We start from the raw sequence: 14,676 nt of genomic DNA on the forward strand, positions 1-14,676 counted from the left end.
CGTCCATCATGAGAAAGGAGAGGTTGGAATGTGATCAAGACACGAGTGAGCAACAATCGATTGATGAAGCGAATCTGGCAGCATAAACTCTTTTATTTGTTTATGCTGCCCGGAATCGTCTGGTTTTTCCTGTTCTCCTATGTACCGCTATATGGAATTCAGGTTGCTTTTAGGGATTACAATTTCGTGGGCGGATTCACCGGAAGTCCATGGGCAGGCCTTAAGTACTTTCAACAGTTCTTCAATTACTACCAATCCGGTGACATCATCCGTAACACGATCATCATCAGTCTCATGAAACTGCTAATTGGCTTTCCGATGCCAATCATTCTTGCACTCCTCTTAAATGAAGTCCGAATGATCAAATTCAAAAAGACGGTTCAGACCCTTTCTTACTTGCCTTATTTCGTATCCTGGATCGTCGTGGTTACGCTGATGCAACGGCTCCTAACGCCGTACGGGGGGCCAGTCAATGACTTATTGGGTTCATTTGGAGCGGAGTCGATCCAGTTCCTGAACAATCCAACATGGTTCTATCAGATGATCGTTGGTTCAGACATCTGGAAGAATATCGGTTGGAATTCCATCATCTTTATGGCCGCGATTGCGGGTATTGATCAACAGCTTTACGAAGCTGCCAAAATGGATGGTGCAGGACGCTTCAGGCAGATGTGGCATGTATCGCTTCCAGGTATCCGCAATGTAGCAATCATATTATTCATACTCGCTGTGGGCAGTCTGATGAGCGCAGGTTATGAACAACTGCTTCTCCTGAATGGACCGGCAACCGCAAGTCTTGGCAGTGTACTGGACGTGCATGCCATTAACTCCGGGATACGAGAGGGGCGTCTCAGTTACGCTGCAGCTGTCGGACTATTCCAAAGTGTTATCGCACTCATTCTGGTTGTAACCGTTAATCGCATCGCCCGCAAAGTCAGTGATGTATCCCTGTTCTAAGGAGGTGACCTTATGGAACGAAAATGGTCCTTATTCTCGGTACTTAACTATATCTTTCTCGCTTTGGTTGGGTTTTCGATGATTTACCCGTTTATATATATCTTGGCTTATTCACTGAATGACGGTAAGGATTCGATGCAAGGCGCGATTTATTTTCTTCCCCGCCAATTCACGTTGGATAACTATGCTCAGGTATTCGATAACGCACGGATCTGGAAAGCCTATCAAATTACGATTATGCGCACCGTGCTGGGTACTTTTCTCCACGTTGTATTGTGTACACTCATGGCCTATGCACTTTCCAAAAAAACATTGCCAGGTCGCTCCTTTTTTACCTTTTACATCTTTTTGCCTACGATTTTCAGTGCAGGATTTATTCCATTCTTCATTACGCTGCAAAAACTGCATCTGATTAATAGTTTCTGGGTATACGTTTTGCCCTTGTTGTTCAACTTCATGCATATCATCATTATTCGGACATTCCTACAAGGCATACCGGAGGAGCTGGAGGAATCGGCGCGTATTGACGGGTATGGTGATTTTCAAATCTTCGTACGCATCATTCTGCCTCTTTCCGGGCCGGTACTTGCAACGATCTCGCTGTTCATTGGGGTAGCCCACTGGAATGACTGGTTCTCGGGCGCCTACTACGTCTCGAACAAAGATTTGATACCGGTGCAGACCCTACTGCAAGAAATGCTGACAGAAGCAGAGGCGTTATCCAATTCGATGCAGCGTGCAGCACAGCAGGGTGGGCAGACGGTTGGTGGAGTCGGCGGAGCAGGAGCAACACCTGAATCACTTCGAATGGCCTTGCTTGTCATTACGGTTTTCCCGATCTTATGTATATATCCGTTTCTACAACGATATTTCGTGAAGGGGGTTATGATTGGTTCGGTTAAAGGGTAGATCATCCTGACCTGAATTTGCTAGAGCTTTACCGAGATCATTTATTCAAGGAGGCGATTGGTTTGAACAGGATTTGGTCGAAAAGCGTATCCATCTTGCTCGTGTCCATCATGGTTGGAGGTTTGCTGAGCGGTTGCACGGATTCATCAGGGAATGGGGAAGGGGAGAACGGAAAGACACTGAAAATCTTGCACAATTGGAATGGCTCAGGTGGATCGGATAATGGAATGACCCCAGTCGAGGAAGTCATCAAAGAGAAAACTGGCGTTACCTTGGAGTGGGAGTATACGAAAGGCAGCGAGACGGAGAAAGTAAACCAGATTTTCGCCACTCAGGATTTGCCGGACATATACACCGGACCTGCATGGGGCGGCGAGCTGGACGGGATCATCAAGGCTGCCAAAGAGGGGCAGCTGGTAGATATATCCGATAAATTGGGGGATTACCCAAACCTGGCGAAATCCATTGCGAAAGAAAATGTGCCGCCAGCATTATACGAAAAAGCGATAGATGCGTATGACGGCAAGAAATATTTACTTTTACAAAATCAGCCCGCGACGAACGAAGATGGCATGGATTGGCTGTATGGTTTCTATGTTCGTAAAGATATCGCCAAGAAAGTCGGCGTGGACCCTCAGTCAGTCGTGACGAAGGAAGACTTCTATAACTTCCTCCAAAAAATCAAAGATGCCAACCTGAAGGAGAGCGGCCAGCCCGTGTTTCCACTGGGCGGCTTTAGTAACGGATGGTCCGTAGGCATCGGAAACACAATGTTCTATTCGGGAGCAAGCTATGTAGACAAAGGTGACGGAACGGTAGAGCATAATTTTTTCACCAAAGGATATGAAGAATACACGTTGTTCTATCGTAAACTGGTTGAGCAAGGGCTGATGGACCCCGAAGCCTTTACTCAAACAGATCCCATCGCCAAGGAAAAAATTAATCAAGGACGCATCGCTATCCTTGCCGCACATTATCCGGCCATTTTGGACGCCTCCAAAGAATATGTTACTTCACATCCTGGAAGCGATTACATCCCGCTTGGACCATTGGAGCGGGCAGATGTTGACCCGAGCCGGCCTGTTGATCTTGGCATTCAAGGCAACAACGTAACGGCCATCACCAGTAGCTGCAAGGGTGCGTGTGTAGATGCAGCGCTCAAGTTTCTCGATTACATGGCTTCTGACGAAGGCTTCATGCTGGCCCGGTACGGAGTTCAAGGGGTTCATTGGGATATGAAGGATGGCAAACCTGTACCGAATCAAGAATGGTTTGATAAGTTTACAGCAGATCAGACCGGTAAAGTTCGCAAGAACGAAGGTATCACCATCGGACTGGAATCGATTACGGGGCTTGACCGGATTAATTCGGCAGCAGGCGGCGACATCTGGGCAGACCAGGAAAGACTCGATGCCATGGAAAATGCCCGGAAAATCCTGCGTCCAAACGGCATTCATGTAATTACAGCCTATAACCCGGGCGATGTGATCACCAAATCACCGGAATGGGAAATGTTGAAGCCTTCCATGGACCGGATGGGAGATGCCTGGAAGGAAGCCATTTTTGCAAAATCGGATGAAGCGGCCCTTAGCATTATCAACGACCTCAGGGAACAGCTTCGGAAGACCGGATACGACCAAGCGATGCAGTTCACCAATGAGAATCTGAAAGGGAAAGATATCGTAACTGTTCAAATGCCGAACTGATGCTGAAGGATTAAATTACCGATTATCGCGGAAATCAAATAGGCTTTGCAGCGCCTTGGTCAACAAGGCGAGCGAAGCCTTTCCCTGTTGGATCAAGAAGCACAGTTTACATTGAAAAAATGAATTGAAGGAGATGAAACAAATGACAACGTTTAGACCACCATCCGTACCTTTGATCACGGTAGACCCTTATTTTAGCGTATGGTCTGCTGCGGACCATCTCTATGATGATCACACCAGGCACTGGACGAACAAAACTCAAGGTATGGTTGGCATGATTGTCATTGACGGCAAAATCAGAAGGTTTATGGGGAAAGTAGGCGTTCACGAAAATTCAGCCATTGAGGAGCCTGATGTGCTCATTCAGACGAATCTTACCGTTGAGCCTGTAACTACCCGTTACACCTTTGAAGGAGAAGGCATCGAACTTGAGGTTCATTTTACCACACCGCTATTGCTTGATGATCTTGAGCTGTTATCCAGACCTGTGACGTATGTTACGTTCCATGTTCGAGCGATAGATGGTCAAGGCCATCAAGTGAAAATCTATTTTGATGTGACAGGTGAATGGTGTGTACATACTCCTGATCAGCAAGTCACCTGGGAGTCTCATGTAATTAATGAACAGTTACACGCCATGTCTATAGGAACGGTGGAACAACCTATATTACAACGTGCCGGAGATGATACGAGAATAGACTGGGGTTATATGTATCTGGTGATTCAGCGATCTCATCAATCTCAATCGGTCATCCATGCGGTATCCAAGCGTGAGGAGTATGCCCGGTCAGGTCTTTTTAAGACAGGAGATGATTCTATCCAGCCAAAGTTCATATCTGGCGATATGGCCATTATGGCAACTGAAATGGATTTGGGTCTTATCCATGAAGAGCCAGCATCCCGCTACTTGATGCTCGCCTATGATGATATTCATGCGATTGAATATTTTCACCAACCGCTGAATGCGTATTGGAAGAAAGATGGTGTGACATTTGAGCAGATGCTGGTAAACGCAGCGGATCAATATGAGGAGGTAGTACAACGGTGCGCCCGCTTTAATCGGGAACTCTTAACGGAGAGTCAGGCTGCAGGTGGGAACCAATATAGAGACATTCTGGCATTAACCTATCGGCAAGCGATTGCTGCACATAAATTGGTTGCTGATGAAGCAGGAGAAGTATTATTTTTCTCCAAAGAGAATTTTAGTAACGGCTGTATCGCGACGGTGGATGTGAGCTACCCGTCGATTCCGTTGTTCCTGAGGTATAACACCGAATTGGTCAAAGGTATGATGCGTCCAATCTATAAGTATGCCGAAAGCTCGGAGTGGACGTTTGATTTTGCTCCACATGACGTGGGGACATACCCTCAAGCTAACGGCCAGGTTTACGGAGAGAACAAACTTGAATACCAGATGCCTATCGAGGAATGTGGCAATATGCTCCTGATGGCAGCAACGGTATGCAAGTATGAGAAGAACGCGGAATTTGCACGTGAACACTGGGGACTTCTCACAACGTGGGCTTCATATTTGCTGCAACATGGACTGGACCCTGACAATCAACTGTGCACGGACGACTTCGCCGGACATCTGGCGCACAATGCGAATTTATCGATTAAAGCGATATTAGGCATTGCCGCCTATGCGTATATGTGTGATGAACTTGGTTTGCCGGATGGTGCCGTTTATCGTGAAGCGGCTGCAAAAATGGCAGAGGAGTGGTCATCCATGGCGACAGCAGGTGATCACTACAAGCTGACTTTTGACAGCTCGGATGAATCATGGAGCATGAAATACAATCTGGTGTGGGATCGTCTGTTGGACTTCAACCTTTTCCCCAAAGAAGTGGCTGCTATAGAGTTGGCGCATTATCAGCTAAAACAGAATCGATATGGTATACCGCTGGATAGCCGTGAGACATACACCAAGTCTGATTGGCTCGTATGGTGTGCCTCCATGAGCGAAACGCAGTCTCAATTCGAACAGATGATCTCACCTCTGTGGGACTTTATGAATGAAACTTCGAGCCGTGTACCTGTAACAGACTGGTATGACACCATCACCGGAAAGCAGTTAAATTTTCAAAATAGGTCGGTTGTCGGTGGGTTTTTCATTCCTTTGCTGAGAAAGACATCTGTATCAAAATCATGATGAGACCAGATGATGAATTGGAGTTGAAAATCACGGATATTCATGCATTACAACAGCTGTTCAACAATCCTGAGGCGACGTATCGGCCACAGCCCTTTTGGTTTCTGAACCACAGTTTTACCAAGCCAGAGCTGGAAAACCAAATTCAATCCATGGTTGAAGCCGGTGTTGGCGGTGTTGTATTGCATGCGCGTCACGGGATGCAGGCCTCGTACCTGTCAGAGGAGTTCATGGATACGCTGGATTTCTGCACAAAAGAGTGCCAGAAGCGTGATATGGTGGTCTGGCTGTATGATGAGGACAATTGGCCGAGTGGAACACTGGGAGGTAAGCTGACGAGACAGTATCCCGAATATCGGATGAGATACTTGAGGGTTGAGGAACGAAGATATGTACACGATGCACAGCAGGAAATGTTATCTCTCGATTTTGCCACCTACGCTAACAATGAACTCATCGCAATTCTCGCTTATCGTGCCATCCAGCAAGAAGGGGAATGGCTGATATATGATCAACCTGAGGATATTACAGAGTTATGCGGACAGAAATGGAGGCCTGAAACCGACGAGAATTATATTATACTTGCCTGCTGGTCCTGTGAAATTGCTGAAGGGATCACGTTTGCAAAAGGGTATTATCTGGACACGTTGAACCCGGAAGCCGTGCAAGCTTTCATTCAGTCGGCATACGAGCCGTTTCAGCAATTTCAGCCTCATTTCGGAGTGACCATTCAAGGTGTATTCACGGATGAACCTGGGCTCATGATCCATGACGGTTTTTTTGGAGTCGAAGCCATCCGAACGTCGGTTCAGGATGTGAATGCAACTCTGCCCGGAATCGTATTCGCTTGGACACATGGGATGGTGGAGCGTTATGAGCAGGAGAACGGATATGATCTGATTCCAAGATTAGGCGCGTTGTTATATGGTATGGCCGATGGCAGCAGGTCTGCGAGGCAGGACTATTATGATACGATTACCCGTTGGTATGTGGAAGGTTATCATGAAGCTATTCGTTCGTGGTGTGAATCACACAGCTTGCTGTACATCGGCCATACGCTGGAAGAACCCGTCTGGGGGCAAGCTCGGTCGCAGGGTAATCAAACCCGTGTATTGCAGCAGTTCCATTATGCGGGTGTGGACTACCTGACACATGGAATCGGTACAAAGGAGAATCCACATCGTATCGTATCCGTAAAGACGGCCGCGTCTGTCGCACAGTTGGATGGAAAAAAAAGAGTTATTTGCGAGTCATTTGGTGCGAGCGGTCATGCCTATGCCATGCGACAAAGGCGGCTTGATGCCAATTTCATGGCATTTCTGGGTGTTAATTTGTTTATCCCGCATGCATTTTACTATTCGTTTGCAGGGTATCGGAAAACAGACTTTCCACCTACCGAATTCAAGCATGCACCGCATTGGCCGCATTATCGGACTTTTGCCGATTATCTTGGTCGGTTGAGTGTACTGGGTTCTTTCACGAAGCGTACACCTGAAGTCCTTCTGTTATCACCGATCCAAACGGTATATGAGCAGATGTTCTTATCCGGTGAATCGAAAAAGCATCCAGCTGCGGATCAAGTGTTCTCGTTATTGTCAGATCGCATGCTGCGCAGCTCCATTGATTACGATTATGTGGATGAGTGTCAGCTCAGAGAGGCAAAGATTACTCATGCTGGAGGATATCAGTTTAACGGAGTACTAAACGAATATTCAATTTTAATTTTGCCGGAAATTACGGTCATGTCTATAGTTATTGCAAAACAGCTTGTGACCTTTGTAAACCACGGTGGAACGCTTATTGCGGTTGGGGCAATTCCTTGTGATAGTGAGCGACAGCGCCAAGATCCCGAATTACGGAAGTATATGAACGAACTATATGGCTCCGATCCTCAGCCAGGGAAATTACAAGCGGTGGGCAAAGGGTGCAGCCTATTCTATTCCATGAAAAACACCGCTCATAACGACACACTTATGACCTTTTGTGTTCAGTTAAGAGAGTTAACGACATCATCACCAACTATTGCCTGGAAACAGATCGAGGGGCAAGCTGAGGATCTGATTAGCGTTGAACGCAAATTTGAAGATCATGTGCACACATGGCTGATGAACTGGTCGGAGCAGCCCGTGACCATTCAACTCCATCAAAACCCTGTGAAAGAACACATTGAAGAACAGATGGAAGAATGGAACTTGGAAAACGGGAGTATAAACCCGGTGAGTCATGATGCTGTTCTAACATTTGTACCGGGAGAGCTTCGTGTTCTATCCGTTAGACCTAATTATGTACCTGATCCGCTTCACACTGAAGATTCGACGCATCCCAAACCGCAAGAGCCTATAAATCATAAAGTGCAACATACCACCGATGTGTTGGTGTTAGGTGATCCTTGGCAGTTTCAGACCGTCGATCCCAATGTGCTTGTGTTGGACCGGTGGCACGTCACATTGAATGATCGTCATTCCAGAATGAATGCAACAATGCCAGGCCAAGTCAACACGTACCGGACAACATTTGTCGTAACAGAAGAGTGGATCGAGTTTATGAAATCACAGTGGGATGAAGTCCTTTTAAAAGAACCTGGAACTGATCGGATCTTCACGATTGAGCTAATCCTTGACGATATTGAGCAAAAAATCCCATCCCATATTGGTTTCCTCCAACGCAGACGTAATGTTGAAATCTTTGTTAATGGAGTACGGATGGAAGCACTTCGGCCCTCACTGTGGCAAGATACTCATTACGCTGGTGTGGATATTACCAAACATCTGGTGCAAGGCGAGAATGAGCTTGAAGTTCTCACGGTTTCATTGCTGGAACCTATGCCAGCCATTTCCTTTCCTGTTTATCTGGTTGGTTCATTTGCTATACAAAATCAGACTACATTAACCATTGAGCCAGAACAAATGACTGGGGTTTGGAACGTTGAAGGTTATCCTTTCTATTCGGGAGCAGGAGTGTACTCGCAGCAACTGGATTTGTCTGATGTCAGCTTGAATCCGGGAAATGAAATTTGGCTGGAAGCAGAAGACATTAAAGAGACGGCTTGCCTATACGTGAATGGGGAACAGATTGGCATCCGGTTATGGCCACCCTATCATTGGAACGTCACGCCTTACATGGTGCCAGGTAATAATGTTATCGACATTCATGTGGCTAATACACTGGAGAATCTATACGGAAAGTCATCACTACCTTCGGGCATAAATGGTCCGGTAAAACTTGTAACTAAATTATTAAAATAATGTACGTTTCAGGTTTAGGGTTTGGATTCGTCGGGGAAGAATATGAACACAATAAAGTCGCCATATTGGCGGCTTTTTTTGCATTGAATTCGAAAGACGGAGCTTAACTACGCTGGAAATAAGTATAGTTGAACCCAGTTATTCTTCAAACCTTTAAAAATAGTCTCTATATTTTTGGTGCAAACAGGAGTGAGAAACCATATTAATTATTATGTTAACTAAAAACATATTACATATATTATAAGTTAAATAAATGTAAGAGTTTACATAAGTTTTACGTCACGCTTACCGGATGCTGATCTCTACTTGTTATGCTTGGCCTGTTTGGAGTTACATAAGCCAACCAATCATACATACAAAGGAGAGAATTATGATCAGTCACCTTTACAAAAAAGTGTTATCCATCCTGTTATCCATTGCTTTGGTATTCGGATGGCTTGCGGGATTTGGGGGAGTCCATTCAGCCCAGGCCGCATCAATGTCTGAGCCTGAGATACTGTTACAGCGGAATGCCAATTGGCATTATTTCGATCAGGGTCAGGATCTACAAGCGGAATGGCGTGCTTCATACGATGATTCATCTTGGAATTCGGGACCGGCTCCATTTGGTTACAAAGACAACGGGAGTGGCATAAGCACTTCCTATTTTGGATCTCTCCAAACGGTAGTCAGCTATGGTCTGGACAAAAAATTAAAACCCCGCACTACCTATTTCCGGACCAACCTAAACGTTAACAAGGAACAAATTGACGGTTACGGACAAATTCTCGGCACATTTGGTATTGACGATGGTGCAGTGATTTATGTGAATGGTGTGGAAGTTCGTCGCTTTGGCATGCCTAACGGCGAGATTGATTACTCTACCAAAGCAACTTCTGGTAAGGATTTGCCGGTAATGTATGAGGATGTTGACCTCACTGCGCCGATGAAAGCCAATTTGCGTGATGGCTCAAACGAAATTGCAGTCGAAGTACATCAACAGAGCGACAGCAGCTCGGACCTGTATTTTGACATGGAACTTAAAGCTTTGGCTAATGCACCATCGCTGGATATCAGCAAAGTAACGGTTACTTTCTATGGGGATGCAACAAGTAGCAAAGGCTTCACTTGGTATACGCCTCTTGCATCTGCACAGAGCACTGTTCAAGTGGTGCCGAACCAAGTAGGCGTTGCCGACTTCAGTCAGGCCCAAAGCTTCAGTGGACGTGCAACCGTAGCTTCCAACTCCCCTGGAGAAATGGTGCATAAGGCGGAAGCAACGGGGCTTTTGCCAGATACATCCTATTCTTTCCGTGTTGGTGATCAGGAACTGGGCCTATGGAGTGAAGTTGGAACGTTCAAAACGGCTCCGGTTGACGGAGCGTTTACCTTTATCGACCTGACGGATACACAAGCGAAGGAAGAGGATGAGGCGATCCTGTCTGGATCAACTCTGTCCAAAGCACTCGCAACGGTTCCTAATGCTGAATTCGTTGTCCATAACGGAGACGTTGTAGAGAATGGTACTTCAGAACAAGAATGGAATTGGCTGCTTGGTCATTCGCAAGCCAGTCTCATGAACACGACCATTGCACCATCTGCTGGCAATCATGAGAATCAAAATTATGCGTTCTACGATCATTTTAATGTGAAGCAGCCAGACGGTGCTGCAACGGAAACAGGCGCATATTACTCGTATAATTACAGCAAAGCCCATTTTATCGTATTGAACTCCAATGAGAATTCAACGGAGTACGCCAACTTCTCGAATGAGCAAGTCGCATGGATGAAGCAGGATGTAGCGGAAGCAAAAGCCGCAGGAGCCAAGTGGATTATCGTGAATATCCATAAAGGTCCGTACACGACATCGAATCACGCCACGGATAGCGACATTATTGGTGCGAACGGTGAACGGAAAAAAATTGCCCCGCTCATGAACGAACTGGGGATTGATCTGGTCCTTCAGGGACATGACCATATCTATGCACGGACGAAGCCAATCAAGAGCGATGGTACCGCTGAAGATGTGTCCAAAATAACGGAGACCTTTAATGGACAGAGTATCGATTACGCAGTTAAGCCAGATGGAACCATTTATATGATTCCGGCTACAGCAGGAGCCAAAGTATACTTCAAAAACCAGAAAACTGAACTTGGTGAAGCGTACTTCAGCTTGTTCGAGCGTGCGGAAGAAAACCACGCACGGCAATATGGTGACACTACAAGTTTGGCTAGAGGTTATGTACAGAACTTTGTCTCCTTGACTATTAATGGAGACAAGCTGTCCGCCATAACGTATGAGATTGACAAAAATAAAAATAATGCTGAACCATTTATCGTGGATACTTTCGGGATCATCAAGAAATCGGATACCGTTCCTGTTCCAGAACAGGTAAACAAGGTAACGGTAACGTTCCATGGAGATCCTACCACGAGCAAAGGCTTCACATGGTACACTTCCGATCAAGTAACGAATAGCGACCTTCAGGTTGTGGAGAAAACATCTGCAACACCTGATTTCACACAAGCCAAATCGGTTCAAGGGCGCTCTGCACAGCCTGCGAATGCGCCTACAGAACTGATGCACAAAGCAGAAGTGACAGATCTGAAAGCCAATACGACCTATTATTTCCGTGTAGGGGATGCTTCCCAACAAGTATGGAGCGAGACAGGTACCTTCCGTACAGCACCGGAAAAAGGCAAATTCACTTTCATTGATCTGGCGGATACACAAGCGAAGGAAGAGGATGAGGCAATTCTGTCCTCGGAGACATTGGCCAAAGCATTGGCTACCGTACCGGATGCACAATTTGTCGTTCATAACGGGGATATCGTGGATACTGGTGTGAAAGAGGAACAGTGGAACTGGCTGCTAGGGCACTCGCAGGAAAGCCTCTTAAACACAACCATCGTGCCGTCCGCAGGGAATCATGAGGACAAAAATTATGCGTTTATCGATCATTTCAATATCCAGACACCGGTGAATTCCGCAACGGAGACGGGAGCTTACTATTCGTATGATTACAGCAATGCGCATTTTGTTGTGTTGAACTCCAATGAGGACTCGGATGAGTATGACAACTTCTCATTAGAGCAAGTCGAGTGGCTGAAGAAAGATGTTCAGGCTGCCAAGAAGAATGGATCTCAGTGGATTATTGTGAACATTCACAAGGGGCCATACACGACGTCAAACCATGCGACCGATTCCGACATTATGGGACCCAATGGAGTACGCACCAAAATTGCACCGATCATGGCGGAGCTTGGCATTGATTTTGTTCTCCAGGGGCATGACCATATCTACGCCCGCACAAAACCGATTGATCAAAAGGGTGCAGCACGGGAGCCGGAAATCATCACCGAGGTGATGAATGGAGAGAAAATCGAATACTCTGTAAATCCGAATGGCTCGATCTATCTAATTCCGGCAACAGCTGGTCCAAAAGTGTATTACAAAAATCCGAGCACAAGTCTCGGTGATGCTTATTACGGTCTTTTTGAACTTGCAGATGAGAATCATGCAGCCAAATATGGTCCTGATCCGAATGACAGCCGTCGTCCAATGCGCAGTCAGGTCCAGAATTTTGTGGGCATTACGATTGACGGCAGCAAACTGACAGCTGTAACATATGAAATTGACCAAAATCTGAAGGGAACAGACCCGTTCATTGTTGATCAGTTCGGTATTGTGAAGAAGACGGAACCATCGAATCCGGGACCAGGAACGTCCAATCCGGGAACATCGAATCCCGGCTCCGGTTCAGGTTCAGGTAATGGTTCCGGCAGTGGTAATGGCTCCTCCTCAGGAACCGGTAGCGATACAACAACCGGTAACGGTTCGAACGGCGGTACCGGCAGCGGAACTGATTCCGGCAACCAGCCGGGTACTGGATCAGGTAATAACGGAAGCACAGGCACTGCGCCAGCGTTGAAAGATACAGACGGACACTGGGCAAAATCTGCAATTGATAAAGCCCTGGCGGCTGGATTCGTGAATGGTTATGGCGATCAGACCTTTCGTCCAAATCAGAAAGTCACACGTGCCGAGTTCATAACGATGCTGGGCCGTGCCTTGAATCTGAATACCGTAAGCGAGAGTATTCACTATACGGATGATAACAAGATTCCTTCATGGGCGAAGCCTTATATTACAGCAGCTGCATCCGCTGGCATCGTCAATGGTTACGAAAATGGTTCGTTCGGCCCTAGCAAGACGCTGAGCCGGGCGGAGATGGTAACTATGATTGCACGCGCTGGCGGAATTCAAACGAATTCCAATGCGAAACTGGATTTCAAAGATGCCAAGGATGTCCCGGCATGGGCAGTATCCTATGTAGCTTCTGCCGTGGAAGCAGGTCTGGTGGGCGGTGTAGGTGGCAATCGATTTGCTCCTTTGCAGACAGCTACCCGGGCTGAGGCAGTTACACTTATTGTTGGACTTCTTGAACAATCGAAATAACGCTATATCGAATTCCCTCGAAACCAGTGCGGAAGTTTCCGCACTGGTTTCTTGTTTTATTCTGGAGATCAGGAAATATTAGTGACATTGCAAAAGAATCAGAGTCCCTGTACAGTGGATGAATCATTAAGCAACAAAGATTTCAAGAAGGGGAGTATCTATGAAGTCTCACACCTCTGAGCGGATTAAATTCCCGGCAGGGTTTTGGACAGGCTTGCATCAATTAGGGATTGCCGCCCATGATGTAGCTCGCAAGGCACAACTACCGCTCACGATTATAACTGAACCAGCTGTCACGACCGCTCAATATTTTGCGATCTGGCAGGCATATTCCGATCTCGTTGGTGACACTGCCGAAGGAATCATCAAGCTAGCAACCATCTTTGAAACAGGGAAATACCCACCGAGCGTCTTAGCGACCTACCACGCACGTGACTATCGTGATGCACTACAACGAATGGCTCGCTACAAACAGCTCTGCCCTCCTGAAAGCTTGCGTATTACTGAGGAGGGCGATGATTGTTCAATTGAACTGGAATGGTTAACTAACGAACACTCTGGTCCGTCATTGCTGGTTGGAGTCACACTGGCATTTCTCCTCGAACTGGGGCGCCGGGGAACAGGTCAACCTTTGACTGCGCGGCTTGTTGAATTTTCGCACACCATGGGCGATGTTCACACCCTTGAGACTTATTTTGGCTGCCCGATTCGGATTGGTGCAACCTGTAACCGGCTCACCTTACATCGTACAGATTTGGACCGTCCGTTTCTTTCATACAACGAAGAGTTGCTGGAAATCCTTACTCCCGCCCTGGACCGATCGCTGGACGAACAGCAGGGCAGTCGTTCTATTACAGACATGGTCAAATGGATTTTGAAACGCAGTCTTACAGGAGGTCGCCCCGACATTCAGGTCGTTGCCAAGGAATTGGGTATGAGCGATCGCACCTTGCAGCGCCGCCTTACAGAAGAGAATACAAGTTTCAAGCATCTGTTGTCGCAAGCCAGACATGAGCAGGCAAGAGCTTACTTGGCCGACCCTACACTGGACATTAAAGAAGTAGCTTTCTTAATTGGATATGAAGACCAGAACTCGTTCTACCGTGCCTTTCGTTCATGGGAAGGGGATACGCCAACGAATTGGCGTACGGAATATTTAGGAACGAATTCGCTATCCGAAGGACCGCCAAAATCATCAACGCTTCATTAACTGATTGCTTTATATCATTTGGCGTGTTATGCAAGAACTTTGGCGTAACACGCTAGTTA

Annotated in this window: 7 protein-coding genes; all 7 read left to right on the forward strand. The window is 46.7% G+C overall.

What is annotated here, in order from left to right; genetic code table 11:
* The first annotated feature begins 30 nt into the window (after positions 1-30).
* The 7 genes from BMY78_RS10440 to BMY78_RS10470 all read left to right on the forward strand — a co-directional run bounded on the left by BMY78_RS10440 (position 31) and on the right by BMY78_RS10470 (position 14,617).
* On the forward strand, positions 31-957 hold the full coding sequence (locus BMY78_RS10440) for an ABC transporter permease (RefSeq protein WP_082935088.1): 927 nt from the start codon (positions 31-33) through the stop codon (positions 955-957).
* 12 nt (positions 958-969) lie between these two features.
* Positions 970-1,866 carry a carbohydrate ABC transporter permease gene (locus BMY78_RS10445; protein ID WP_063565068.1) on the forward strand — a complete coding sequence of 299 codons (897 nt, stop codon included), beginning with the start codon at positions 970-972 and terminating at the stop codon, positions 1,864-1,866.
* A gap of 62 nt (positions 1,867-1,928) precedes the next feature.
* Positions 1,929-3,572 (forward strand): extracellular solute-binding protein, encoded by a 1,644-nt coding sequence (locus BMY78_RS10450; protein WP_090897720.1) that lies wholly within the window; start codon positions 1,929-1,931, stop codon positions 3,570-3,572.
* Positions 3,573-3,705: 133 nt separating this feature from the next.
* Entirely contained in the window at positions 3,706-5,724 is a 2,019-nt protein-coding gene (locus tag BMY78_RS10455; protein WP_305729128.1) for a glutaminase family protein, read from the forward strand.
* On the forward strand, positions 5,721-8,969 hold the full coding sequence (locus BMY78_RS10460; protein ID WP_090897725.1) for a glycosyl hydrolase: 3,249 nt from the start codon (positions 5,721-5,723) through the stop codon (positions 8,967-8,969). The genes BMY78_RS10455 and BMY78_RS10460 overlap by 4 nt, the downstream gene beginning before the upstream one ends.
* Positions 8,970-9,339: 370 nt before the next feature.
* Entirely contained in the window at positions 9,340-13,407 is a 4,068-nt protein-coding gene (locus tag BMY78_RS10465) for an S-layer homology domain-containing protein (RefSeq protein WP_090897728.1), read from the forward strand.
* 160 nt (positions 13,408-13,567) lie between these two features.
* Complete coding sequence (locus BMY78_RS10470) at positions 13,568-14,617, forward strand: AraC family transcriptional regulator (protein ID WP_090897731.1); 1,050 nt, start codon at positions 13,568-13,570, stop codon at positions 14,615-14,617.
* Positions 14,618-14,676: the final 59 nt, after the last annotated feature.

The organism is Paenibacillus sp. OK076, from assembly GCF_900110055.1.
Lineage (GTDB): Bacteria > Bacillota > Bacilli > Paenibacillales > Paenibacillaceae > Paenibacillus.

Coding starts and splice junctions, on each gene's coding strand:
- BMY78_RS10445 (WP_063565068.1), top strand. CDS start 970: ATGGAACGAAAATGGTCCTTATTCTCGGTACTTAACTATATCTTTCTC.
- BMY78_RS10465 (WP_090897728.1), top strand. CDS start 9,340: ATGATCAGTCACCTTTACAAAAAAGTGTTATCCATCCTGTTATCCATT.
- BMY78_RS10460 (WP_090897725.1), top strand. CDS start 5,721: ATGATGAGACCAGATGATGAATTGGAGTTGAAAATCACGGATATTCAT.
- BMY78_RS10470 (WP_090897731.1), top strand. CDS start 13,568: ATGAAGTCTCACACCTCTGAGCGGATTAAATTCCCGGCAGGGTTTTGG.
- BMY78_RS10455 (WP_305729128.1), top strand. CDS start 3,706: ATGAAACAAATGACAACGTTTAGACCACCATCCGTACCTTTGATCACG.